The organism is Saccharothrix sp. NRRL B-16348 (assembly GCF_001280085.1).
GTDB lineage: Bacteria > Actinomycetota > Actinomycetes > Mycobacteriales > Pseudonocardiaceae > Actinosynnema.
In genome coordinates this window covers 25,175-50,997 of sequence record NZ_LGED01000180.1, presented here as the reverse complement: position 1 = coordinate 50,997, position 25,823 = coordinate 25,175, and the positions used below count along the sequence as shown (strand labels likewise).

General features: G+C 65.4%; 10 protein-coding genes. 3 read left to right on the top strand and 7 right to left on the bottom strand.

Features of this window, described 5'->3' with window-relative positions:
• Positions 1–213 precede the first annotated feature (213 nt).
• Complete coding sequence (locus ADK67_RS54660) at positions 214–1,074, top strand: helix-turn-helix domain-containing protein (RefSeq protein ID WP_053717372.1); 861 nt, start codon at positions 214–216, stop codon at positions 1,072–1,074.
• Positions 1,074–1,352, top strand: coding sequence for a zinc finger protein (locus ADK67_RS49040; RefSeq protein ID WP_082403531.1), 279 nt, complete (start codon positions 1,074–1,076; stop codon positions 1,350–1,352). The genes ADK67_RS54660 and ADK67_RS49040 overlap by 1 nt, the downstream gene beginning before the upstream one ends.
• A 768-nt stretch (positions 1,353–2,120) precedes the next feature.
• Here ADK67_RS49040 and ADK67_RS16775 read toward each other — a convergent pair.
• The 7 genes from ADK67_RS16775 to ADK67_RS16745 form a co-directional block, all read right to left on the bottom strand.
• Positions 2,121–4,388, bottom strand: a complete 2,268-nt coding sequence (locus ADK67_RS16775; protein ID WP_053717371.1) for a UvrD-helicase domain-containing protein — start codon at positions 4,386–4,388, stop codon at positions 2,121–2,123.
• Positions 4,385–11,113: a DEAD/DEAH box helicase gene (locus ADK67_RS16770; protein ID WP_053717370.1), complete on the bottom strand. Its 6,729-nt coding sequence runs from the start codon at positions 11,111–11,113 to the stop codon at positions 4,385–4,387. The genes ADK67_RS16775 and ADK67_RS16770 overlap by 4 nt, the downstream gene beginning before the upstream one ends.
• A complete protein-coding gene (locus ADK67_RS16765; protein ID WP_197289488.1) occupies positions 11,110–15,231 on the bottom strand; it encodes a class I SAM-dependent DNA methyltransferase in 4,122 nt (1,373 codons plus the stop codon). The genes ADK67_RS16770 and ADK67_RS16765 overlap by 4 nt, the downstream gene beginning before the upstream one ends.
• 1,381 nt (positions 15,232–16,612) lie before the next feature.
• The gene (locus ADK67_RS16760) at positions 16,613–19,606 is read right to left on the bottom strand and encodes a DEAD/DEAH box helicase (protein ID WP_053717369.1); all 2,994 of its coding nucleotides are present in this window, start codon (positions 19,604–19,606) and stop codon (positions 16,613–16,615) included.
• 55 nt (positions 19,607–19,661) lie between these two features.
• Complete coding sequence (locus ADK67_RS16755) at positions 19,662–20,783, bottom strand: serine/threonine-protein kinase (RefSeq protein ID WP_197289487.1); 1,122 nt, start codon at positions 20,781–20,783, stop codon at positions 19,662–19,664.
• Positions 20,784–21,414: 631 nt separating this feature from the next.
• Complete coding sequence (locus ADK67_RS16750; RefSeq protein WP_053717367.1) at positions 21,415–22,398, bottom strand: CBS domain-containing protein; 984 nt, start codon at positions 22,396–22,398, stop codon at positions 21,415–21,417.
• A complete protein-coding gene (locus ADK67_RS16745) occupies positions 22,395–24,200 on the bottom strand; it encodes a DUF262 domain-containing protein (RefSeq protein WP_053717366.1) in 1,806 nt (601 codons plus the stop codon). Before ADK67_RS16745 ends, ADK67_RS16750 begins: the two co-directional genes overlap by 4 nt.
• Positions 24,201–24,644: 444 nt before the next feature.
• Here ADK67_RS16745 and ADK67_RS16740 point away from each other — a divergent pair, with 444 nt between their 5' ends.
• Positions 24,645–25,754: an EcsC family protein gene (locus ADK67_RS16740; RefSeq protein WP_197289486.1), complete on the top strand. Its 1,110-nt coding sequence runs from the start codon at positions 24,645–24,647 to the stop codon at positions 25,752–25,754.
• Positions 25,755–25,823 lie beyond the last annotated feature (69 nt).

Here is a 25,823-nt window from a genome sequence, read left to right as displayed (position 1 = left end):
GCCTCGTCTTCGCTCGCCTTCCACGCACCGGCAGGACCTCGACATCCGACGGATGGGTCGACGCAAGCTCGCGCGCCGAACGTGGCCGCGCCATGCCGCTCGTGTGCAGCCGGACTCGGTCGGACTTATCGGCCTGTTCTGCACCACGCCAGACCGAAGCTTGATCATCGCCGCCGACCGTGTAGCGGCCCCGAGTACAACTGAGGAACGTCGATGGACACCGACGACGAGAAGTCGCCCGCCAGCACGAGGTTGAGTACCGCTCACAGCCGTGAGCTCGGCGAGGAACTACGCCGCATCCGCCACACCGCTCGCCTGTCCTCCGCAGTCGTCGCCGAGAGCCTGGGCTGGTCGCTGGGCAAGCTCAGCAAACTCGAGACCGGCAGCCGCGGCACCAGCCCTTGGGAGATCGCCACCCTCCTTGGCCGCTGCGTCGCCGACAAGGCCACCCGCGATCGCGTCATGGCCATCGCCCACGAGCCCGACACCGGCACCTTCACCCGCACCCACCACGGCAGCCCCGACACCCTCACAGCCCTGACACTGCACGAACACCTCGCCCACAGCGTCACCGCCTACGAACCGCTCACCGTCCCGGCCCTTGCCCAGACCGCGGCCTACGCCGGCGCGCTGATTGGTGACCAGAATCTGGCTGCCACGCGTGTCGCGCGTCAGGACCGTCTCCTATACCGCCGCACCCTGCCGAACACCACGCTCTACGTCCACGAAACCGCGCTGCGGCTGGTCGTCGGCAACCGCGCCGTCATGCGCGACCAACTGCTCCACCTCACCCTGCAAGCCGGTCAGCCTCACATCACCGTCCACGTCATCCCCATGACCGCACCAGCCCACCCCGCCCTGCGCCACCACGCTGCACTGTTCACCTTCGCCCCACCACTGCGCCCGCTGTCCTATAGCGAAAACGGCATCACCACCGTCTTTCAGGACAACCCCCACGCCGTCGAACACCACCAGCGTCGACTCCGCGAGCTCCACGCCCGCGCCCTGCCCGCAACCCAGTCCGGCGAGGTGATCGCCCACTGGGCCGACGCCTATGACAAGGGGGTCCGCTGATGGGACCGCGCCCGTTCCGCTGGCAACCCCACGACGGCAAGCGTCATGCCATCGGCGACAACGCCATACCGACCAAGGAGACGACCACGCTGTGCGGGGTGGAGTTGACCGTTCCCGCTGTGCGCCCCACCAAGCAGCAGTGGTGCTGGCCTACCTGTGCGGCGTGCGACGCCGCCTGGCGCCTTGCCGAGGGCATCCCCCTCATTCTACCGCAGCAGCGCGACACCAACCGGAAGACGACGCAGCCCCGCGAAAGTCGCCGTCCAACGCGCACCTGATCCAACCGGCAGCCAAGCCCGTCGATTCCCGCCACACCTGTTTCTGGCCCCTGTCTGTACGAGGATCATTGCCTGTCGCAGGCCCAGTGCAGCAGTTAAACGGTATAATTGGCCCCATATTCGGGAGACGCTCCCGCTATCATGCTGACACCTCTCCTTGTGTGGCGCATCAAGTTTTGATCGTCGGTGCACTAGTGTTGTAGGCACGGCGCTGGCATAGAATTGTGTCTATGCGGCGAACCTCTCGACCGATCACTCTATGTAGCAACATTTGAAGATCGCTTGCGCGTACGGTGACTTCCGTCGGGGGTTCATACGGGGGATCACATTGGGGATCAGGTTGGGGATCCTGTTAGAGCGCCACCCCCTCCGACCGGCGAAGAGCCTGCTTATAAGGGCTGTAGAGGGATCCGCTGGTATCCCAGACTCGCTTGTCCACAAGCCGGTGACACATCGGGGGCGGGCTGGTCTTCAGCGGTCACTCGATCTGCCCTGTAGTTGACTGAACTGGCTACAGAAGGCCTGGTCAATACACCGGCTTCGTTGCCTTATTCCACTGACACCGCTGGCTCCGCACTATCGAACGGATCGAGCGGACCCTGTACGTCATCCGCCCTGGACGCATCCAGGGCGGATGGCGGAGGCTGTTCCTGCTGCAGTGGTCGGTCTTGGCAAGCGCGCCATCATAACGACCGCAAGCTGGTCAACGGCCGGACATCCGACATCGACTACAGGCGCAATCCTGTAATTGCCACCTGCAGACAAGCCTTACCGCACAATCGGCAGATAAGGACTGGGTTGTCCATACCAACTGATGCGTAGCGTATCTCTGGCTCGGGTCACGGCGACGAACAGCAACGACCGAGCCTTGCGCTCTTCCCGTTCCCGGCGACGTGGGTCGTCGATGCGATGACTACGTGGAAGAATGCCATTCCGCACGCCGACGATCGCGAGTCGCTGGTACTCGAGCCCTTTGAACCGGTGCATCGTTCCGACGTGCACCTCTCCGTCACCTTTTGGGCCCTCTTTTGTCAGTTCGGCGCAGGTGATGCCGACATTCGTCAGGTGATTGACGACCTGGCTAACCATTTCGCGATCCGCCACGCACACGGCCAGACTACCGCGAGCGTCGCGCCGGGTACCGTCGTCGCTCACCGCAACCTCTTCACGCCACTGTTCGAGCGCCTCTCCTAGTCGTGAGAGTTCATCCTGCCAGGAGGCACAGGGAACCAGTTCGGGGATCGGGCCGCGCAGCACCGATCGATACCCTGCAAGGTTGTCCGTTCCGTCGTCCAGGTCGTCGTAGGCGACCTGCCCCGAGGTGATGATCCCAACCGCTTGAGCAAGGATCTCTCCTGTGGTCCGGTAGCTCAACGTCAGCTTGGACGACCGACCGCGAATGTTGACCCCGACCGTGCCGAGCGTGACCTGGTGGTCGTAGATGCGCTGATGGGTGTCTCCCGCGATGAAGAAGTCATTCGGCGCGGGGGGCGCCATCGCACGCAACATCCTCCAGTGCGCGGCGCGGAGGTCCTGGGCCTCGTCCACGACGATGTGCCGGTAACGGTGCTGGAGGTGGCGCCCGCACGAGTTGTCATCTTGCTGCCCAGTTCCGTTGGCCGCCTCGATCCTGGCCGCTCGTTCCCTTTCGAAGCGAGCGGCACGTTCAGCTGCCTGGCCCCAGGTTTCGATGCCCTCCTTGTCGAGGCGTGCGGTGAACTGCTCCAGCAGCTTCCAGACCTGGTTGCGCTCGGGGCGAGTCAGCGAACGACCGCGGCCGGCACGACGGGCTTCGAAGTACTCCTTGCGAGTGGTCAACGACTGTCCGAGGACCACCTGGTCCCACTCTTCGAAAAGGAACTCGACATCCCAGTTGTCGTTGCCCGTCTCTGCCAACACCTGGCGCAGGACGGTCGTCGCCGCCGCTTCGTGCACCCTCTGCTTGGCCGCACCGGAACCGCTGTTCTCGCTGAGGACCCGCGCTGCGAGTTGGTCGATGTGGGCGACCTCGACGCGTGCCGACAACTCGGGTTCGAGCAGTGACGCGAGGCGTGCCTGCAGGTCCGTGGCGAGGTTCTTGGTGAAGGTGGTCAGCAGGATGGGACGGTTCGACCCGGGTGGCAACTGCTCGGCCAAGTACTTCACACGGTGCAGGGCGACGATCGTCTTGCCCGTGCCTGGGCCGCCGGACACCCTGGCCGGGCCGTTGTAGCGCCGGTGGACCAGTTTTGCCTGGCTGGGATGCAGGAAGACCTTCCAGGCCCGGAAGTCGCCCTCTTCGATGGCGAACTTCAGGGCTTCGTCGACGGTCGTGACGGTGGTCCGCGCCAAGGCCGCGCCGAAATCGTCCGCGTAGTCGTCGTCCAGCTCGACCTCGACCTCGGAGGTGATCTCGCGGCGCACGTCGTCCAGGGTCATGCCCGCGGCCAGGCCGGTGAGGATGTCGTTGGACAGCAGCGGTGCTCCGGCGACCAACTGATCCAACTCCTCACTGCTGGTGACGAGGAGGGCCAGGTCGACGAGCGACTCGCTGACACCAAGGGAACGCAGGTCCGCCGCGGTGACTCCGGTGAGCAACGGTGGCGCCGCTGGACGGTCAGGCACCGCGACAGCTTCACCCTCGGTGTTCCCCGCTGCGGCGACGTCCGGCTCGGCCGGCGTCAGCGTGATGCCCGCCCGGTGAAGGACGCTGTCCCCGACGATCGAGAGGTCCACGAACTCGATCTCGCCGGTGATCCGGTTCACCGCAACCGACAGCTCCTCGTACACGTGCTTGCGGTGACGAACTGCGATGACGACCCAGCTCTCCACTCCCGCCTCGTCGACACCGGCCTTCGTGAGCAGTGCCCGGTACGACGGGTCGATCCTGGCACGGAACACCCGACCGTTGCCCTTGAGGGGTTTGAGGTCGAACTTCGGATGGTGTGGGTTGTCCCGGAAGAAGTGACAGAAGTCGAAGAAGACGCCCTTCACCGACCGGTCGAGCTTGTACAGCTCATGCTCGGCTTTCGGGTGCAGGCTGATGCGCGCGGTCATCGGTGTGCGGAGCCTTCCAGGTCGGGGGTCGCATCGGGCAGCAGGTCGAGCAGCGATTCGAGGTGGTCGAGCCATTCCGCCGCCGTGCGAACGGTCCATCCTGCCGAGGCGTAGGCCTCGTCGCGCTTCCGCGCTTCCTCGTCTTCCCCCCGCTTGCCCAGCACACCGATCTTTGGCCCGAGGCTCGGCCAGCCGAAATCGATCTGCCACCGTCGCTCGCCCAGCTCGTGTCCGAATACCGGTGCGCGTTTGCCCTGGGCGGCGAGCACGCGGGCGAGCGTGGTGAGGTCCGACTCCGGCTCGTCCTCTTCCAGCAGGTCCAGGATGTCGTCGTACCAGACGGCGTCCCTTAGCAGCTCCGCCACGCCCTGTTCCGCAGGCGACGACTCACCGACGGTGGACGACTTACGCTGGAGCACTGTCGGTTCCGCATCAGGACGTGCTGCGGCCACTGATTCCAGTTCGCCCACGCCGCCGCACACCGCGAGCGTCTCCACGGGATAGGACCGTGCCCTACTCTCTGCCAGCTGTACACCGTCACCACCGACGTAGGCGAGAAACTGCACCAAGTTCGACCAGTACAGCCACGCCCGCCAGCGCAGCTTGTGCGCTGGTGTGTCGAGGGCGTCACCGTCATCGTCGAGCACGGTGAGTGCGGTCCACCTGAGTTCTCCCGGCGTCGTGCCCCGTGCAGCGTCGAGTATGTAGACGATCGGCAGGCCGCGTAGATCAGTGCCACGCAGCACGTTCACCGGGCCGCCGCCGGACACGGCACGAGCACGGCTATCGCCCAGCGCAGCCCGCAGTACTGCTGGCACCTTGGCACGGTCCACCTGTGTCGCGACCGGGGTCGACGCGATGGTCAGACCGGCGATCAACGCCTTGGCTCGCCGTCCCCAGTTCTCCGGGTCAGGTTGACGCAGGTACGCCAGTAGCGAGGCGATCGGATTACCGAACACGGCGTCTGCCAAGTGCGCGCGCTGCCCACCGAGCTGTTCGTACACGTCCTTGGCCTTGTCCTGCGCACGCCCCTGGTAGGGCGGCCACACCGGTTCGGCGCGAGTGGGTCGCTGCTCGAACAGTTCGACGTCGTCCCAGGTGATCTGGAAGACGACCCGGCCGTCCGCCCTGAGTTCGTTCCGCTTGTCGCAATCGCTCGCGATGCGGTTGTGCTCGCTCGTCGCGTGGAACCGGTAGCCGTCCAGGTAGGCGGTGACGGTCTGCCTCGGGCCGTCAATCCGTTCGAACGTAAAATCGGTGCGGGTGTGCGCCATGACCCGCTGTGCGGTCAGTCGCCAACTGACCACACCGCGAGGATCGGCGAACCGCAGGTAATTACTGGACTGGCCGTCTTCGTCAAGCGCGACGTGGTCCTCACGGGCGACCCACTGCCGCAGGGCCGCGAGGAACCTGGTCTCAAGGTCCGACTCCAGTTGCTGGTCGAGGCCGATGTCCTGGGTGTTCGGCAGAGGGTCGACGTCCCATTCGTCGACAACCATCTCGCCGTCGTCGTCACAGGGCCCCAGCAGTCCGTCCAGGATCTTCAAAGCCTCCTGCCGGGACACGATGTCCTGATAGGCCTCTTCGGTGTGCCGGTGCAGGCAGCGGTGGCAAGCTCGACGTCCCTCACCAGCGCATGGGCACTTCTTCAGCGCGCGCCGCGCATGGGTCAGGGTCTCCTTGAACGCCTTTTCATCGGTGAGCTTGTGCAGGTAGCCGGTGCCGCCGGGCAGCCTGTCGAACAGGACCAGGAAGTGGCGCCGTTCACCGGTGCCGGGATCGGGCATCGACGCGACCGTGGTGTCGAGGTGCTGCGGATCGCCGCCGAACTGCCGGTCCACGCCGAGCCGCAGCGCCGCTCGGAACGAGTGCACCTTTTGGTCGACGAGCACCGTGGACGCCGGCAGCAGGACTCGCAGCGCCTCGGTGCGCAGTTCGTGGACGAGCAACACCGGTTCCTGAGGCACGTCGGCGGGCCGCTTGCCACGCCGCAATGGGCACCAGGGCAGGTGGTGCTTGAGCTTCGGGTCTCGGGCCACCGACGAGGCCAGCGCGTCGGTGTCGTGGTCGAACACCGGCTTGCCGTCAGCGGTGGCCGCACCGCACCCGGTGCACACGTGGAACGGGCTGAGCCGGACCGACTTGCCCGCCAACTGGTCCTCGGTGTGCTTGTCGAACCGGGCCGGGCCGACATTGACCCGCCGGATCATCGCCTTGCGGCAGTAGTCGATCCCGAACGTCTGGCCTGTGTGCCGCCACGACGTGCCGGGTTCGATGTCCGCCACCTCGATGTCGACCGCGTCCACGACCGTGTAGTACCGCTGGTCGCGGTCGTCCTTGTCGTCGCTGATGCGGGCGTCCTCCCGCTTGTCCCGAGACGTGACGACAGTCGGCTTGACCACGTTGTGCAAGCAGGAGCCGTCGTCGGCGATCCGCACGCTGCCGCACCGCGAGCATGGTGTCCGGTCCTCACGGGCGTTCTCGGTGCGCACGTAGCCGCAGTCCGGGCAGAACCGCCACTCCTTCCACTGCCGGTCCGCGCTGGTCCCGATCTCCATGCCGGTGATCTGGTGCCGGTACCCGTTGACGTAGAAGGTGTTGCCCGGCGCGAGCTCGGACAACGCGTAGCGCTGGGGACGTTCGTAGGGGTACATCTTGGCCCCGTACCGCTTCCCGCCGTCGGCGGTGTCCTCCGACCAGTACAGCGTCGCGTTGAGCGTGGTCACCGCGTCGAGGAGTGCGTAGTTGGGCAGCAGCCCGAGGTCGCACAGGGCGTTCTGGGCGGTGGTTTGTCCGAGTGCGCCGAGCTGCTTGCCGGTGCTCCGAAGATCCGCCTCCAGCTCTCGCTTCCGCGCGGCCTGCTCCGGGTCGGTGTCGTGCAGTTCGGCGATCGCCTCGCCGATCAGCCGCGCACGCGTCCGCAAGGCGTCGAGACGGCGGTGCCACTCACGTTCGGCGTGCTCGACGGCGCCACGCAGATCATGTGTCGCGTACTGCTCGAGTTCGGCTTTGACCTCGTCGGTCACTCCGGTCGGGAACAACCTGAGGAAGCCGTCGACCAATCGTTCTCCCTGCTCCAAGGCGAGTTCGACCAGGTCGTTCAGGTAGCCCGAAGGGCCGAACAAGTCCGGAGCCTTCCCCGGCACGGCGCGCAGCGGCGAGTCCTCGGTCCGCATCAGGCGTTGCCGCGCGGCGAGGTCCAGCAGGTGTGCGAGGTACTGGCGGCGCAGAATCTCGATCGCTGACAGATGGCAGCCGGGCGGCACTACCTGTCCCGCGATCATCTCCTTCGGCTGGTCCAGGAAGTACAGGTCCCGTCTGCTTCGGCCGGGCACCGTCAGCAGGAACGCGTTGCCGGTGCGGCGTCCGGCCCGGCCGACCTGCTGCGCGTAGTTCGCGGGACGGCGGGGCAACGCGGCGAGCACCACCGCAGACAGGTCACCGATGTCGATGCCCATTTCCAACGTGGGCGTACACGACAGCACGTTGGGGTCCTTGAACCCGTCGCCGCGTTTGAACGCGGCCTCGACCCGCTCCCGATCGGCCCGCTTCAGCATGCCGGTGTGTTCGGCGGTGATGACCTGGTACGTGCCTGCTCGCCGATACAGGTGGCGGTAGTAGTCGTTGCGGTAGTCACGGTCACGCAGGTGGATACCCAGCTCCTCCGGCCGGTCGCCGGCGACGAGCCGGCCGGTCTGGCACCGGTAGGACGGGCACGGCTGGGCGTGCCACTGGTCGAGCAGCGACGGGTGCACGGTTTGCTCCCAGAAGCACACCTTGCAGCGTACGAACGCGAGGTTCACCTCGTCGTCGGTGAGCAACTGGATCTCGATGTTGCCCGGTTGCAGGCCATAGATCCGCACCGAACTGTCATTCGGGGTGCCTACGGACAGGATGCCCGCGGATGCCAACGCAGGCAGCAGCCGGTTCCACAGCTCCGGCACCTGCTCACGTGGTATCAAGAGGCAGCGCTGCGCCCAACGCTCGTGCCAGGACAGTCGGCCTGTCGCCACGTCGAACTCGCTACCCGCCTTGGGGTGGGCTAGCAGGAACCGCGGGGCCGCGACGCCCTTCGGGAAAGCGCGCATGCCCGGTGGCCGGCCGCCCCAGACCTGGTAGCGGCTGGTGCCGCTCTCCCGGAGATAGCCCTTCAGCCAGGTGTGCTTGACCGCGCCGCGAGACCGCAGGCGCTCCAGGAAGATCCGGAGGAAGGCGAGATAGCGCGCGTCACTCTGCGGTGCTGGGATCGCGGTGCTGTGCCCGAGTTCGAGGTGGATCTCCTTGACCAGCGCCACCGCGGCCGCCGGATCCGGAATGAACACCTGGGCAGCTGCAGTGCGCGTCAGCTCCAGCGTCCGGCCGTTGCGGGAGCGGAAACCGAACTCCATCAACGCCTCGAAGGCCAAGCGTTCGCCGATCAGCTCCCACGTTGCCAGATCACCGCCGCGTCCCTTTCCAGTGAGCAGCCGAGTCACGCCTCTCATGTCGTGCAGGTCCGTCGGCACGACCGCTCTCAGCGTCCTCGGGTCCGTGGTCTTGTCGATCACGTTGGCGATGAGGTCGTTGAGCGCGGTTGGTCGCTCCTCGGAGAGGTGCTTCTTCAGCAGCGCGCGCAATGAGAACGTGTAGGAGCGGCTGGCGACGAACCCGGCCCGGTGCGCGGCGTCCTGCACCGAGTCGTTGAACATCAGCAGCTTGTCCTCCTTCAGCGCCTCGTTCAGCTCGCCGCCGGTGAACAGCTGGGTGATCGACGCCGCCGCGAGTGCCGCCGACCCGGTACCGAGGTAGCGGATCGCATTGTGTTCGCCGCAGGCCGGACACCAGTCCTGCCCGGCTGCGGTGTTCGCCGTCGGACCGGTTATGACCAGCACGAACGCCGAGTCTGCCGCCTTGAGGCGCGGTTGGCCGTCCTCGTCGTAGTCGGTTGCTTGGTTGGGCGGGCGCAGTTGCGAGCCCGGTCCGTCGAGCACCATCAGCGTTCCACCGGAACCGTGGTCGAGCGGCGAGCGGTTCCCGCGCGTGCGCGCCGACACCGCCATCGGCTTGGGCGCGACGACCTCCTTGGCCTCCAAGTTCGTCGCCGCGATCAGGTTGCGCACCCGCACCTTGTCCTGGCTGGTGGACGCGCGACGGATCTTGAACGTGTCGAACTCGACTGCCTGGTCGTCGCTCTCCGGCGAGAACACCGCCCAACCCGAACGGCCGCAGTCACGGCAGTAGATCGCGGGCAGGAACACGTTCGCCGACTGCCCGGACGTCATCACCGTCGCTGGTGCAGTACGGGCATGACCTCCGCCATAGACGTCGACCGCACCCGCCGCGTCCCACCGAAACTCTGCCTGTGGCCATGGCAGCACGCCACGCACCAACCGGGACACCGCACGTGCCCATTGGTGGACCTCGACGTGCACCAGGGGACGCGGTTCTGCCGGTGTCGAGTCCGGATTTCGTGCGATCGACAGCAACGCGACGAACCGGGCCAACGCCACCGCCGCCATCTCGGGCCGCTGTGTGATGTCCCGGGCCCACGGCTGGGCGCCATGCCGCCACATCACGTTGAGGATGTCGTCGTTCGAGTACACCCCGCTATCGGCAAGAGCTTTCATGACGGCCGCGGTCAGCACGTGCCGCTTGAGGATCGCGCCGAGCTGGAACGGATCTAGGTCGCGCTCGCCGGTGACGGCTTCGAGCAGGTCCGCCAACGCCCCGTCATCCCGCGTCGGGTCGGGCAGGACGGCCAATTCCTCCGGCTTGGGCAACGGCAGTTCCGGGTCGAAGGACGCGACCGGGATGAAGTCGTCAACCGATTGACGGCGCTCGCCGATCACCGCGTCCTCGGTGAACTCCGTGCCGAATACCAGCGTCGCAACCTCGAGGAGCTTGCCCTCTCCTTCCGGACCCGTGCCGGAAGCGAGGGTCGCCGACGTCGCGACCGGGCACATGCGCCCCAGCGGGCGGTCCGGTTCGGGCGTCCCCACCGCAGCAGACAGGCGGCGCAGCAGCATGGCCACATCGGTGCCCTGCGCGCCGTCGTAGGTGTGGAACTCGTCCACCACGACGTAGCGGATGTCCGAGCCCTGCCACAGCGCATCGTCCGAGGAGCGTTGCAGTAGCAGGTCGAGCATCTTGTAGTTGGTGATCAGGATGTCCGGCGGTGACAGCCACATCTCGGAACGGCGGGTGTAAACGTGGGAGAGAGGCTTCGCCGCTTGCTCGCCGATATAGAGGCCAGCATGGAGGTCCTTGAGCACCGGATTGTCTGCGAGCAGCGTGTTGATGCGCTCCGCCTGGTCCGTGGCAAGGGCATTCATTGGGTACAGCAGGACCGCTTTCACACCGTGGTTGCCAGCGGCACGTTCCCTGACGCAGTGGTCGAGCACGGGGTACAGGAATGCCTCGGTCTTACCCGAACCCGTGCCGGTCGTCACGATCGTCGGCTGTGGGTCGTGACCGTTGGCGCTGGTCAGACGGGCGAAGGCGGCAGCCTGGTGGGAGTACGGGGTCCAGTTGTCCGGGAACCAGTCGAGCAGGCGCTCCCAGCCCGGGGCGGCGGCCGTGAATGGCGTGCGGATGCGCAGAAACGGGCCGCGGAACATGCCAGCGGTCTCGTCGCCGAGGAACCGGTGCAGCGACTCACGCGCGCCCTCGTCCGTGAGGGCGTAGGTGGTCGAGAGGTACTGCAACAGGCTCTCTTTCAGCCCGCGCGCTTCCAGCGTTGGCCTCACGGCTGCGGCACCTCCTGCTTCACCGGGTCCCACTCGCCACGAGCGACGGCGGCGTCCAGACGAGCTTGGAACACGGCGTGCGCGTCCCGCATCTCCTTCTCGCGGTCTGCCTTGTAGAAGGGAGCCGTGTACCCCTCAGGAACCGGAGGCTTCTCGCCCCTCGCCAGGTATTCCTCGAACTGCTTCCAGTGCTCTTTTGTCTGCCCGTGGCCGTAGGTGTAGCGGTCACCCGCGATCTTCCGCTCGTCGGCGTCGAACCAGGTGACCCGATCGAAGTCCTGCATGATCGGGAAACGGGCCCGGTACATGGTGACCAGCGTGTCGGCGGAGATGCCCAGCCACACCGCGACGAGCGCGTCGATTTCTACCAACGCCGACCGCCGAGCACGCTCTGTGCGCAGCGGGGTGTCGTACTCCCAGGTGGGAGAGACGGGCGTGAGAGGCGTAAGCCCTCGCCAGTCACATGCCCATCCCTCCTGGTCCATCACCAGGTACAGCTCGTTCCACAGGTCGGCGTAGGCAGAGGTAAGGCAATTCAACCGCAGCGTGCGCAGCAGCAGCGCACCGGCAAGCGGGTGGTCACGGCGGGGCGCAGGCAGTCGCTGGGCACGCGCTACGTCCAAATGCCCAACGCCGGTCGTCCGCAACAGGTAATCAAGCGGCATGGATGCCCAGAATCCAGCCAACAGGGCAGTGTCGACCGTGGAGCCAAGCGTCGAACTTCGAACCGTATTGACCTGAGTTGGGCCAGGCGGAAGCAAAGCGACGTAAAGACTCCGCTCCGTGTCTGGTGCAATCATCTCTCGCCAAGCTGCGCGGTAGAATTGCGTGTAGGGTTTGGTGGCACGACCGATCAAGTAGAGTTCGACAGCCTCGTCGTTCACATCACTAGGCTCCACAGCCATCGCTGTGGCAAGCTCCGCCCGCGCGTCAGCGACAGCCTCGTCGGAGGCTTGGAGCCTGCCAAGAAGTTCTCGATCCACCCACTTCTCTTGCTCGTCGACATAGATCGTGTCGTCTACAACCTGCCGGTACTCCGACTCTGGCGTCGCATTGACCGCGAGAGTCCGATGGTTTAAGCCGAGCACTTCACCCCCACCCTGACTCGGCTGTTTGAACATCGGGTTTGCGACGCCGAGCTGAGGCCCTCGAAGAATTACTTCACCCCAGGATTCGACCTGATAATCCGGCCGATCACTATCTCCTCTGTTGTAGTCGATCAAGGGAGACTGGCCATCGGGGCCGTGCTTCGACTTTTTTGCGACGGATTCATCGAACCCTCGGGCGATCTGCGGATGGAATGCCCTCAATCGAAGCGGGTAGGCGCCAAGGGCGTCGATCGCAGGATCCTCTGATGTGCTCACTGGGGTGAGGAGACGCGTATGCGTGGTCGCCCACTCTTCGTCACCGGCTAGTTGCCGCCATCTCGCAAGGGTTTCCTCCGTCACTTCGACAACTCGCGTGGCGTGCGGCCGTGTATCCCAGTCGCCCTTGTACTTCACGCCGGGCGCGTCACCCGTGCCATCATGTTCCCTGGACAGGCGCAGCGAGTCGACTGAGAACAACCACGAGAGGTGGTCAAACTTGATCTCCCCAACCTGTCCATAGATGTGCACGCCGAAGTGGCTTGATCGGCCAACTGGCGGGGGAAAGAACCGATTGCCTGCGTTGACGAAGTCGGCATGCAGCCGTAGTCGTCGGTACGCCTGCTCGCGCAGCCGTGCTTCCTTGTCCCCGCTGAAGTGGGTGTCGGGGTGGATCAACCCGGTGCAGCCGTACTGCGTCGAGTGCATCCACGTCTGGCACATGAAGGCCCGGTAGAGGTCGGGCTGACTGCCCGTGATCAACGGGTACACCTGCGGGTCGGCTAGGTAAGCAGCCATCGAGAGGGTCCGCGTCAACTCCCTGAGCACGTACTTCTCAACTCGGGGTTTGGCGAGTTCCGCACTACGACGTTGAGCCTTGTCGGCCACCTTCGGCTTTTCCGTCAGCGCGAACCAGGGTTCGTGCTCCGCGAGGGCACTGTCCTCTTTCCACTCCGGGCGAACCCAGGGCGGGTTACCCACCTGGAGGTCGAAGCCACCGCCCTGCGCGAAGACCAATGCGAACTCCAGCTCCCAATGCAGGAAGTTTTGCTGCGACGCGATGTTCCGCACTTCGTGCAGCCACGGGAAGCGCTGCTCCGGCTCGCCTTGTTCCATCCCCATGAACGAGGGCAGCAAACTTTCGTACAGCTTCAGCTTGTCCAGCGTGTCGAACCCGTCGATAACCGAACCATCCGGCACGTCTTCACTGCCGAGCATCGCCTCGACGAAGTCCAGCCAGTCGTCCAAGTCCACCAACGGAATGCGCGAACGCAACTCCTTTTTCTTCGGCTTCGGTTTGGCAGGCTCCGACCGAGTGATCAGCTTGCGCTCGACTAGCTCGTCATCGGTGCCGCCGAGCGACAGCTGTTCACCACCGACACCGAACAACGCGCCTTGCTCGACCACGATCGGACCGGCCGGCTCGGGGACGGGCGTCGGTTCGGATACAGCAGGATTCGGCGGCGCCGCTGGCGCTGTCTCACCGAGCAACTCGCTGAGGTCGATGTTCGGGATGGTGGTGTAGTCGTTGGCGGTTCCGTCCAGCAGCCCAGCCTTGTCCACTGGCCAAAACCACAGGGCACACCAGGCGTCCATCACCACCTTGAGCCGCCAGTACGGCGTGTCCGGGGCGTTGAACAGGTCCTCGAACACCTGCTCCTTCGTCACCGCGTGCTCTGGCCTGCGCAGGAAGTCGAACTCCGGTTCGTCCGGATCGGCACCCCACACGTCGATCTTCCGAGCGATCGCGTCCTCGGAGATCTCCATCCGCTTTACGACCAACCCCCACAGGAACTCGACCCGCCTCGCGGCATCCCGAAGCCTAGCGAACTGCGAGGGTGCACCACGTTTCTTGGCGTCCGGCTTCAGGTCGGCCGGATTGTGCTTGGGGCGTTGCAGCACCCCGCGCTTCCACTTGGCGAGCCGTTCCGCATCGTCCTTGGCAAGTTGCTTCGCCTCCTTCGCCCCGGCCACCGCTGCCCACCCAGGGCTGGGCAGCAGGAACTGGTGCACGGCATTGGCTGGCAGCGGCTGCTCGACACCGTCCTTCAGGAATGGCAGCGGCGTCGGCGCGAGTGCGCCCTTGGTCTTCAGCCACGCCTTCTCGGCGGACGTCACGTCCTCGCCCGAGAATACCGCCCGCCGCGCGCCGACGAGCGAGTTGCCGCGCCTCAAGTGCAGACCGAACCACGGCGCGCGCATCCCGGGGTGCATGGTGTTGAGCCACAACGACACCTCGGCCAGTTCGACACCGGTCGCGTTCAAGTCGACGCCGTAGGCGTTGTGCAACGCGATGTAAGCCTTGACCTTCTGCTTCTCGGTCAACGCGTCGGCCGTCGGCACCGACTTGCCGAGTTCCTCCTGCCGCCGCCGCAGGTATTCCTCGGCGACCTGGTTGATCGCCTCGTTGAGGAACGCCCCCGACCCGAGCGCGGGCTCACAGATCCGGTACTTCAGCAGCTCGGCGGCACGGGTCCGGATTACATTATTGTCGGCGTCCTTCTCCTGATCCAGGCGGTGCTTCAGGGTCAGCTCGACGGTGACCTTCGTCAGCGACTCGGGCGTGTAGTACGACGCGGATGTCTCGCGGTCTCGACCGGCGAGCCGGTAGACGAACGTGCCCGGCTGGTAGCGCTTCGGGCCGCGCAGACCTTTGCGCATGTCGTGCTCGTCGTACATGACGAGCGTCTTCTCAGGGTAGTCGGTCTGCCGCCGTGCCGGGATCAACCACGATCCCTTCTCCGGGTCACCACCCTTGGCGACCTCGCAAAGCTCCTCCTCGGCGATGATGCCCGTGTAGGACATCAGCCCTTCGTACACCGCGCCGAGCTGGTTGATGCCCAGGTTTCGGTAGGAGATGAACCCGCCCCGCTCGCCGTTGCGCGCGCCCTTCTTCATCGTCAGCAGCCGCAGCACCTCGTGCAGAGCCTCATTGCGCAGCCGCAGATCGAGTCGACGATTCTCCACGCGGGGGTGTGACAGGGTCCAACCGATGAGCCTGATCGCCTTCGGTTCGAACAGCTCGCTGCGCAACGGCTCGAAGCGCAGACCGCGGTCTTCGCTGCGACGCCTGGTCTTCGCGGCGGCGGTCTCCTCGTCGTCGTCGGCTTGGGGGTGTCGGGTTCGGTGCCGTACGGGCGGTGGCCGTCGTTGATCTGCCGACACAGGACGTCCAGCGACTCGAACAGGTGGAAGCCCTGCTTGGCCTCCTCCTCGACGAGCTGCTCGTCGCGCGCGACCAGCTCGCGCAGGCGTGCCACCGAGTAGCCCGCCTCGTACGAGCCGTCGTCGGCCGGCAGAATGCCCAGCTCTGGTCGGGCCTCGGCGTAGAGGAGGAACAAGATCCGGTAGAGGTAGCGCAATGATTCCCGGGTGAGTTCGCGGGCGAACGGGAGGGCGGTGTCCTCGACCTCCCACGGCTCTACCTCGGCCTGGGTGAGCCGGGCCAGTACCTCGTTGGCAATGACCTCCACCGAGCGTTGCAGGCCTTCGCGCAACTCACCGGATACGCCGACCGCGTTGTCCGTGGACTTCTTGAGCAGTTCGTCGATCCACAGCGCCCCTGCGTCGCCCTCCGCGGGTAGCAGCATCTCGCGGCTGAACAGGGCGGCGATCGTCGCCAGTTCGCCAGTCTGCTTGCGGTCGTTGCGTTCCAGGGCGGCGTCGAGGTTCGCGGCAAGGTACCGGCCCTCACCCCAGCTGTTCCGGTCGGCCAGCACGATGACACCACCGCACAGCAGCAGCACGAACCTGGGCGGCTCGCCACTCGGTCCGCCGAGTTCGCTTTGGAACAGCCAGGTCGCCAATGCCGCGCCGGTCTCGTAGCTCTCCGACGCGTTCACCCTCAGCGGGTACAGAAGACGTCCGGCTCCGTCGGCGTCGAGGGCACCGTCGTTGACGGCGGTCCAGCCGCAGTCCAGCGCGACAATTCCGTCGCCGTGCCACGCGGTGTGCACGATGTGGTCGCGACCGGCCCGGTGGACGGCCAACTCGACAGGAGGCTCGGGGGCGGTCGGTTCGATTTGCTGATAGATACCGTCAGCGGGCCCGTCGGCGTCGTCCGGCTCAGCGGGTGGATCGAGGTAGCCGAGGGCGGTCAGCACGTCTTGGTGCCAGGAGGCAAGCCGTTTTACCCAGTCCGGGTTGCCGTACGTGTGCAGCCGGACGTCACCGCGTTCGTCGTCCGCATCCTTGTCGACCAGGTCGGCGAAGTACTCCCGGCACGTTTCGGACAGGTAGGTGCCGCGCAGCTCGCGCACCAGCTTCCGCGGCGTCGGCATCTCGTAGTGCTCGTCGGTTTCCCGCGTCGTCCAAAGGCCAAGGATGCCCTTGCGGAGGTCCACGGCGAGCTGGTCGGCGAAATAGTGCGCGGACAGGTACTCACCGCGGTTGGTCAACGAGTCGAAGTCGGCGCTCATCGGACGGTTCCCTCCACGACGGACAGCGGCTCCAGGACTGCAAGCAGACGCAGCATTGGCGCCCCCGAGGTCCTCAGCGACCTGATGAGCGCTTCCCTGCGGTCCGCGGTCAGGCCTACGCGTTCCTTGTTCGTCTTGGCCGGGCCGAACAAAGCTTCCTGGCGCCATTCCCGCACCCGGCGGCTGTACGGCTCGAGGACACGGTCCATCCGTGCGTCGTATTGGTCTTTACGCTGCACTAGGTGTTGTTCGGCCTCGTCGATCGCCTGCGGCACGAGTCGGCTCAGCCCGTCTCCGTCCCCGAGGTGCGCTCGTCCCGGCATCTGCGGGCCGACGCCGCACACGTCGAGCAAACGCTTGTCCATCGGCACCACCCTCGGCGTTCCGGGCAAACCGAGGACAGCCATCCACTCGACCACGGTCGGACGGCCGAGCGCGTTGGAGTAAATGCCCTGGACGAGGAACACCGGGCCGTCCAACTCGGCGGCCAACCGCTCGTCCCACTGGCGCGCACGGGCCCGATCCGCTTGGAAGGCCAGGACGAACGCTTCGTCGTGCCGGATCGAGGCGAGCGCCTTGTCAGTGACCCAGTCGAGGACCGGGTGGATGTCGGAGACATAGCCAACGCTCGGCCACAACGTCTTCGACGAGTCCCGGGCGATCTTCAGCCGCCGCTCGGCGAGCGTCTTGTCGAAGGTGATCCGCAACCGGCCGGGCACGTTGGCCTTGGGCAGGATGCCCTGCTCGTCCAGGTAGGACTTGGGCAGAGCCTTGAGGCGATACTGAAGATCCGGGGGCGGTTCGAACGCGATCGTGCCATCGTCGTCGCGGCGCAGCTCCAGTTCGTCCTCGGGGCTGATCCGGCAGATCTGGCGCAGCGCCTCGTCGAAGTACGCCTCAGTCGAATCGAACAGCGTCGGCACGTCCGCGATCGGAACTTCCTCCTGAACGTGTTCGGTACCCACGTTGCCCATCAGATCCGCGAGAAACCCGATGCCTTCAGCACGGGACTCCTCGACGGACTTCTCCGTGGTCTTGCCCGCTACCAGGTCCTTGGTGAGCCGGTTCTCCTCCTCGGACGCCCGGTAGAGACCGGTCACGGCCTCGGCCGAACCCTCGATCCGGTGTGCCTGCTCCTCCCGTTGCAGCAGCTTGAGGCCGACCAGCCGATCATCCAGCCACAACGGCTCCTCGTTCTCGTCCTGCCTCCACTCGACGTCACTGGTCAGGAGGATCGCCCGGAATTCCGGCGGATACTCCTGTCCGTAGCGGTCGATCCGGCCGTTGCGCTGCTCGATCCGGATGAGCGACCACGGCAGGTCGTAGTGGATGAGCTGGTGGCACTGCTGGTGCAGGTTGACGCCCTCGGACGCGACATCGCCGGTGAACAGGATACGTACTGGATCGTCACGCAGCCCGAACTTCTCGACGATCATCTTCTGCTCGTCGTCGGACGTCGCCTTGCCGTGCATCACCTGCACGGCACCGGAGAACAACGACCATGGCTTCTTGTCGTCACGCGGGCCGTTCGCGCGGAAACCCAGCGCGACGGGGACCACCTGGGCGAGCCACGTCAGGGTCGCGATGCGCTCGGAGAACACGACGACCCTGGTGTCGGACTTCGGGCCCACGCCGATCTCCCGCAGCAGTTCGACTAGCGCCGCTCGTTTCGCCGAGTCGGCATCGGTCATCGCCGTCCCTAGAGCTTGGAGATCCTGCAACGCCGCCCGCTCAGCCCGCCTGGCCTGCTCGTTGCGGCCGTTTGCTGGTTTGTCGAGGGTGGTCAGGCGCGTCCCGATTGTCTCCAGCATCGCCTGGTGTGAGGAGAGGAACGCCTTGAACAGGGTGTAGGGGAACAACGGGTCGGCGCTGACCGACGGAATCTCTCGGTCGGCCGGGATCCACCGCTCCGCCAACTCGGCGAACACCTTCCGCTCCGGATCGGTCGCCTCTACGAGCACAGGGCTGGATGGACCGCGGTCAGCCCACACGCCCTTGAGCGAGTCGCGGACCTCGGGTGAGGTCTTCGTTCGCCTGATGTAGAGGTGCTCGAGGTTGCGCACCTCGTAGTCGGACGGGTTGGCGATGGCGGCCTCGTCCAGTAGCGCGATCAGCTCCGCGAACGATTCCGGGTTGCCGTTGTGCGGGGTGGCGGAGGCCAGGATTAGGGCATCCGTGCGGCGTGCGAGCAGCCGGGCCAGGTCGTTGTTTCGGGTGCCGCGGTTGACCAGGTTATGCGACTCGTCGATGACCACCGCGTCCCAGTCGGTGTTGGCCAGGTGCGAGGCGTACACCGTACTCTTCAGCGTATCGACCGAGATGATCGCCCGTTTGAAATAGGCGAACGGATTGCGTCCCGCCGGAATGTCCTGCTGGATGCGCTGGATACCTGTGGAGTCCAATCGCACCAGAGGTAGGGAGAATCGCGTCCACAATTCGCGTTGGAACTGCTCCAGCACATGCGCGGGCGTAACCACCAGGATTCGCTCTCCACGTCCACGGCGGATCAGCTCGGCCAACAGCAGACCGATTTCCAGCGTCTTGCCCAGACCGACGACATCCGCGATGAGAACGCGGGGCTGCGGATTCTTCATCGACAAAGCGAGTTCCGCCGGCCGCAACTGGTGGGTCTGACGGTTCATGAGGAAGCTGTCGGCCAAGGCCAGACCGTGCTCGGTTTGCGGCAGTGCTGTCTTCCGGATCGCTGCCTCCAGGTGGAGGCGGGCCCGTCGGTGGTTCGGCGAGTCGTCCGCCACCAGCCGCGTCCGACGCGGGTCAAGCGCCTCGACGTGATCGAGTCCGGTGTAGAAGACCGCCTCCGTGCCCCGGACAAACGGGGAAACGCCGGTCACCTCCAGCATCCAGCCGTCACACCGGGTGCCAACGACCTTCCTTACCAGCCATTGCTCGTCCCGGACTCGGACCTGAACGCCCGGTGAGAGCTGGGCCGCCTCAGACGTCTCCTGGTGGCCGTCCTCGGTCCCCGTCATGCCGGTCAAGTACCGCTCTCCATTCACGTTGTCCTGCCACCACTGCCTGTACCGGTCAGAGGCCGGACTGCATGGCGTACCGCTGCCGCAAGTTATCGGCAACCTTGCGCGAAGCCGGCGTCCTCGTTCGGCGAACCGGGGTCGATGGCACGCCTTCGCTGGACGTACCAGTCTCCGCCACGACCTCGGCCTCGGCGACGACCGACTCGATTTCGTTGGCGGCCTGCTCCTCAACGGATCCGCTGCCCTCGACCGCAGCCTGGTACAGGCGCCGTGCTACCGATGCCGACGGTGCCACGTGGGCGGCGGCCATCCCATCACGGGTTGTCAGGTCGATCAGCGCATGGCGAGCCATCGCCGGCGATAGGGACGCTTCCGCCATCACCCGAGTGCAGTGGTCAGTGACCTCGTCGAGCGTCGGCCGTGCCGCCGGATCGTGTGCCAGCATCGTCGACACCAGGGGATACAACACGGGCGGCAGACCGTCCAAGTCGGGTTGCCGATCCGGATTGACCACCTGCGCGTGGATCACTCCCCAACTCGCACCCTCATACGGGTAGTGGCCGGTGGCGGCGAACAACAGCACCGCGCCCAGCCCGTACACGTCCGAGGCAGTCGTGAGCTGCGAGGTGTCCCCGTCCGCCTGCTCAGATGACATGCACCGGACCGTGCCGATGACGATGCCGCCGCGGGACAGGGAGTCGTGACCGGCGTCCAGGAATGCTCCGAGGCCGAAGTCGATCAACATCGGACCATGTGCGCCCATGATCACGTTCTGCGGTTTCAGATCGCGGTGCAGCAGGTTGGCGTCGTGCACGGCAGCCAGTCCCTCGGCGAGCAACGCACCCAAGCTCGATGTCAGAGCAGGCGACAACGGTGAGTACGCCTCGACATAGGCTTGCAGTGTCCGTCCGGGGATGTACTCCATGGCCAGCCACGGGCGGTCGGCGAACGGGTCGGCCTCCAGGAAGCGGGCCACTCGGTTCGTGCCGACGATCGTGCGGGCGATCTCGGCTTCCCGCTCGAAGCGCTTGCGTGCGACCGGGTCGAGCCTGTCCTCCCTGATCAGCTTCACCGCCACCGGGTCCCCGGCTGGCGAGAATGCCAGATACACCTCGCCCATGCCGCCTGAGCCGAGTTCCCGCTCGACCGTGTAGCGGCCGATCTCTGCGGGCATAGTGCTCATGATCTGCTGATCGCCCCCCTGCGTCCTGGCGTTACCCCTGCCCCAAGCGCACTCTACCGACCGGAACGGTGATGCAACGACGTGCGCGACTTACGTCGACCTGTCCACCAGATACATCAAAGACCAATGAAAATTTGAATCTTTCGAGTTTCGCGAGTGCTATTCAATCTTCTCGCTAGTCGCGGTGATAAACTCCAGGCCGACATCGGGCAGTTGATTATAAGGGGATCGTTGAGGCGGCGCGATAGTCGCCGTCGTAGGGTATGGCGGCCATGGTCGCAGCTCCTGTCAAATGCGGCGACGTGTAGCAAGGTGTCGTTGATGATCACCACTTGGCCCTGCGGTGTCCGAATAAAGGTGGGATGTAGGCGGGTAATTCACCCATCGGCGCGGCTCGGTGTGCCGAAAATTAGGGAATGGGCGAATTGGGCTGAACATCGTTATTGGACACGTTCAGGCCACTGTGATGGTCGAGAAGTTATCCGCAGGAAAGTTTTACTTCTCCAACGCGGAATCGGACGACGGTGCTTCCGGCAGGACCACCTGACCACGAGACCGCTGCTCCCACCACGACGCCAAGGAGCAGCGGCCTGTGCGGCCGGGACGACTCATGAGCAATACATCAGGGAACATATTGCCTGAGCAGTCCGGCGAACTCCTCCAAGGTGGCTAGGTTACCGCTGGTGAGGGGTTGGGGCCGGAAGTGGGCGATCTCGTTACGGATCACGCGCACCTTGTCCAACCTGTGCACGAACTGGTCGCGGGGCACCCCTGTCCAGCCGATCCGCTTCCAGTTGACCTCATTGTTGATGAGGTACTTGTACTCGCCGAAGGTCAGGTCGGCAATCTTCCCGGTCTTCCTCTTCTGGACGGCTTTGACGGCCTCCTGGTCCAGGACGGCCAAGCACTTGCGCAGCCGCGCTTCGATGTCGCCGACGAGGAAGAACGGTCGGGCCATGGTCTCGAAGTGGCCACTGACGTCCCCGGAGGTGATGATGCCGCAGAACTTCCCGTCGTTGGCCCGCACGAGCAGGTACCCGTGCTCCGTGATGGTGGGCAGGTGGGCGAGCAGCTGGTGGTGTACTTCAGCCGACACCGGGTTCTTCACCATCGCGCTGCTCAGGGTCGGTTGCTTCCCTGTCTCCAGGTTGACGGCGATGCTGCTCCAGGTGAGTACCCCGCGCAGGTCGGCCGTGCCGTTGATGACTGGCAACTGCGAGTAGTTCTTGACTCTCATCAACATGGTCGCGGCGGCGAGATCGGTGTCCGGCGACACCGACTCCACTCCGTTGCGCGCGCTGGGCAGATCGCCGACCTGGAGCGCGCGGTGCGGCATCGCCGTCGGGGACAGCTCGTCCTCGTCCTGCTCGGTGGACACGGCAGTCGGTTTGGTTTTGACGAGGTGGAGCTCGGCGGTGCCGGCGCAGGTGGTGAAGGACGGGATGGTGCCCACCTCCGCCTCTGCAAGGCACGCGCTGATCCGCGCCACGTTGTCGTGGTTGCGCACGCGTACGCCGAACATGGTCAGGAACTCTGCCGTCGGGATCGTCTTCCCCACCATCTTCACCAACGCTGCGGGCTCGACCGCCTGGAAACCGTCGGTCACGCCGTCTCACCCGCCCGACGCACGACCCGCTTGCCCATCGTGCGCTCCACCAGGGACAGGAGGCGCTCGTAACGGTCGGTGTAGAAGGTGCTGAAGTCATCGCTCCTGAGCGCGACGGGGTCGACCAGGTGGGTGCCGAGGATGTCGTCGAACCACTCGTCGGGTGTCCCGGTCTCCCGGGCCAGCACGCTGACGTAGGTCGACGGCGCTCCCGTCATCCGACGGCTCGCGAGGTGCGACATGGGCGTCTTGTTCACGATCGAGTCGGCACGTGCCTTGGGATGCCCGTTTCTCGTGACCCAGCTCGCAGGGAACACGTGGCGGATCGCCACGCCCTGCCCGATGACGAACGGTCCGGTCATCTGCAATTCCTCGGGGTGGAGCCAGTCCACCGCGCCCTGGTTGATGATCAGCGCTTGGAGGCCCTTGTAGGCGGCGCTGTTGCGGGTGGTGAGGGTGTTGAGCCGTTCGGCGAGGAACGCCGCTTCCACGACGGTGTCCGGTTCGGTCGGATCACCATTCATCCACGCCACCAGTTGCTCGACATCCCTTGTGAAGCGGCTCTCGACCGACCCGCCGTACATCTCGCCGAGCACCCCGCACCAGAACCACCGGGTAAGCCGCTCCGCCGCGTCGGGTTCGTCGGCCCGGTCCCCTAGCAGCGCCCTGACCGCGGCCAGTGGCACGAGTTGTGTGCGGTAGGGCAGGTCCCTGATCGCGAAGATCGCCTGGGTGCCGAGGAACTCCCCAACCCAGGCGAAAGCCTCCGCCAGGACGGGCTCAAGCCGCCTGAAGTCCGCGAGCGGAAGCGCGAGCAGGTCGCGCCGCTTGCAGGCCACCGAGTTCGCCTTCCCTGCCTGCTTGCGTTCGAAGGAAAGCACGAGACTCACCGCTTGAAGAAAGTCGACGTTGGTCAGCCCTTCGTCACGACCGCTCTCCACCTGACCGAGCACCGGGTACTGGCTGACGAGCTTCTCCTTGGTGCCGCGCCAGACGTCCGGAAGGCCGTACTCCGTGCCGTACTCCTCGGCGTGCTTACGATCACCCGCGTACGTGGCGGTGAGCAGTTCGAAGACGTTGAGCGCGACACCACCGGTGTTGACCCGCTCGAACACGGAGCAGACCGCTTCGTTAGGCGTGGTGGAGTCGAGTCGAATCATCGGGATCAGGCACTCGCGAATGTTGTTGAGGACTCGAGCGTTGAACGCCGTCCACCGGTCCCAGTTCTCATCCGCCAACTTCACGAAGGACTTCTGCCACGCGCTGACCGCGTCATCGTCGAAGACCAGGCGGAGCGGGAAGTAGCCCTCCTGGCACTCGCCCTCCCTCGTGCTCAGGTCGAGGCGCACCCGGCGCGCGAAGTCCTCCCGCAGCACCCGATCGGCCGGCACCGAAACGACTGCATCGTCCCGGTCGGCCTCCGGGTCGATGGCCTTGTCGATGTTGAGGTAGTACCAACGCTCGACCTTGCGGTCACGTGCGTCCACGGTTGCCACGGGTTGGTCCAGATACAGGGCCTGGACCAGGGAGGTCAGCCGTTGCTGACCGTCCAGCAGCAGGAGGTCGGGGACGACGCCGGCTTCGGCCTTGACACCGGCGAGCGTGCGGGCGCGGAACTGGGCGGCACCGCCTGTCTCCAGGGTCATGACGACGCCGAGCGGGTAGTCCAGGGTCACCGTCGCGATGAGCGCCCTGATGCGCTCGTCGTCCCACTTCCATTCGCGCTGGAAGTCCGGCAATTGGATCTTGGCTGCAGCGACGTTCTTTAGCAGTTCGCGCAGCTTTGGGCTGTCGAGGGCCACGAGCGGCTCTTCCTCTTACTCCGGCGACATGTCACGTGCGGTGGGCATGTCGTTGCCGAAGACGTGAAGGTTACCGGATCGCGTACCACTGGGTGTGCTTTTGGAGAGATCAACCGCCGAGTTGGTGGCCGAGTGGATAGATCGGTTATGAAAGTAATGGGCGAGGCGAACGTAACCATCGAAGGTAAGCCCTGAAGGGAGTGGTCCAGATACAGCTGACGCCCGCGCGGGGCGTTGGCCCGTCGTGGGTGCGCGGGGACAGCGATCCGATCCCGGCAACTGCTCCACCGAACAGCTCGGGAGGGACTTCGGCGTGTCCGTTCACCTCGTGGCAGCCGTCGACGCATGGGACGACGAGTTCCAAGCCGTGGTCAAACCAGACTCGAAGCAGCGTCTACTGCTGCACTGGGCGCTGTCGGCAACGGAACCGCCTACCATGCGCCGATGAGTTCGTCAGCGGCAGGCGGAGCGGTCTTCGCCGTCGAAGGGGTGGCCGTGGGCATCGATCAGATGAGCCCGTATGAGCGTGCGGCGTGGGAGGACATCCAGCGCTGGCGCGACGAGCGGCTGGCAGCCGACGAGCGCCACGTGTTACCGCAGCGCGTTCGTAATCGCCTGGTCAAGGGCCGCGAGATCGCCAAGAAGCGATTAGGGCAAGTGCCTGGCTCGGAGCAGATGGCTGCGATCGTCCACAACTCGGTCGACGGATTGCTGAACTTGGTGAACAAGGCCAGCGAAGCGACGCTTCGGCGCAAGGCGGTCGTCGCGGCCTATGCCAAGCGCGAGCACACTGTCGGCGAGCTGAGCGACATCCACGACCTCGACCTGAGCGACATCGACAAGGTCAAGCCTCGGCTGGGTCTGAGCTACACGACCTTCAGCGCGATCGAAGGCGCGGGTGCCGGCCTGGCGGTCTCCGGCGGCGAATTGCTCGCGACAGCCGGCGGCATATTCGGCGCGGGCGCCGGTGCGGCGCCCGGTGCGGGCACGGTCGCCGCGGCGATGGCGGCCGACGCTGTGCTCGTGCTGGGTACGATGACGAGGGCGATCGCGCACACCGCCGCGTACTACGGCTATGACACCGAGTTGCCGCAGGAGAGGGTCTTCGCACTCGGTGTCCTCAACTTCGGGATGGCCCAGCAGACCGGCAAGAGCATCGCCTACGTCCAGTTGAACAAGATCGTGAACGACCTTGCCCGGAGGGCGACGTGGTCGCAGCTGAACAAGAACGGCGTCACGAGGATCGTCAAAGCGTTCTACGAGCGATTCGCGCTGCGGCTGACTAAGCAGAAGCTCGGACAGGCTGTGCCGGTCGTCGGCATCGCGATCGGCGCAGGGCTCAACGCCCGGCTGCTGTCCAATCTGGCCGGCGATGCCGAGCATCTTTACCGCGAGCGGTTCTTGCGTGAGAAGCACAACCTGAACACGGTCGATGTCACCGTGACCACGAAGGATTCCGATCTCGGCCAGGTCGACGACACCCTCCACATCACGGAGATCCTCGAGGAGGAGACCTCCGACGAGCAGCACACCCGACAGGACGGCGACGGCTGACCTGGATTGGATGCTGAGCACTGCGCGTCAGCACAGACTGCTCACCGGTCGCGTCACGTCGAAAGGGAC

What these genes read in the sequence shown, in the direction of transcription:
- ADK67_RS16740 (WP_197289486.1), top strand. Translation starts at nt 24,645, where the DNA reads ATGAGTTCGTCAGCGGCAGGCGGAGCGGTCTTCGCCGTCGAAGGGGTG.
- ADK67_RS49040 (WP_082403531.1), top strand. Translation starts at nt 1,074, where the DNA reads ATGGGACCGCGCCCGTTCCGCTGGCAACCCCACGACGGCAAGCGTCAT.
- ADK67_RS16775 (WP_053717371.1), bottom strand. Translation starts at nt 4,388, where the DNA reads ATGACCGCGCGCATCAGCCTGCACCCGAAAGCCGAGCATGAGCTGTAC.
- ADK67_RS16760 (WP_053717369.1), bottom strand. Translation starts at nt 19,606, where the DNA reads ATGACGGGGACCGAGGACGGCCACCAGGAGACGTCTGAGGCGGCCCAG.
- ADK67_RS16755 (WP_197289487.1), bottom strand. Translation starts at nt 20,783, where the DNA reads ATGCCCGCAGAGATCGGCCGCTACACGGTCGAGCGGGAACTCGGCTCA.
- ADK67_RS54660 (WP_053717372.1), top strand. Translation starts at nt 214, where the DNA reads ATGGACACCGACGACGAGAAGTCGCCCGCCAGCACGAGGTTGAGTACC.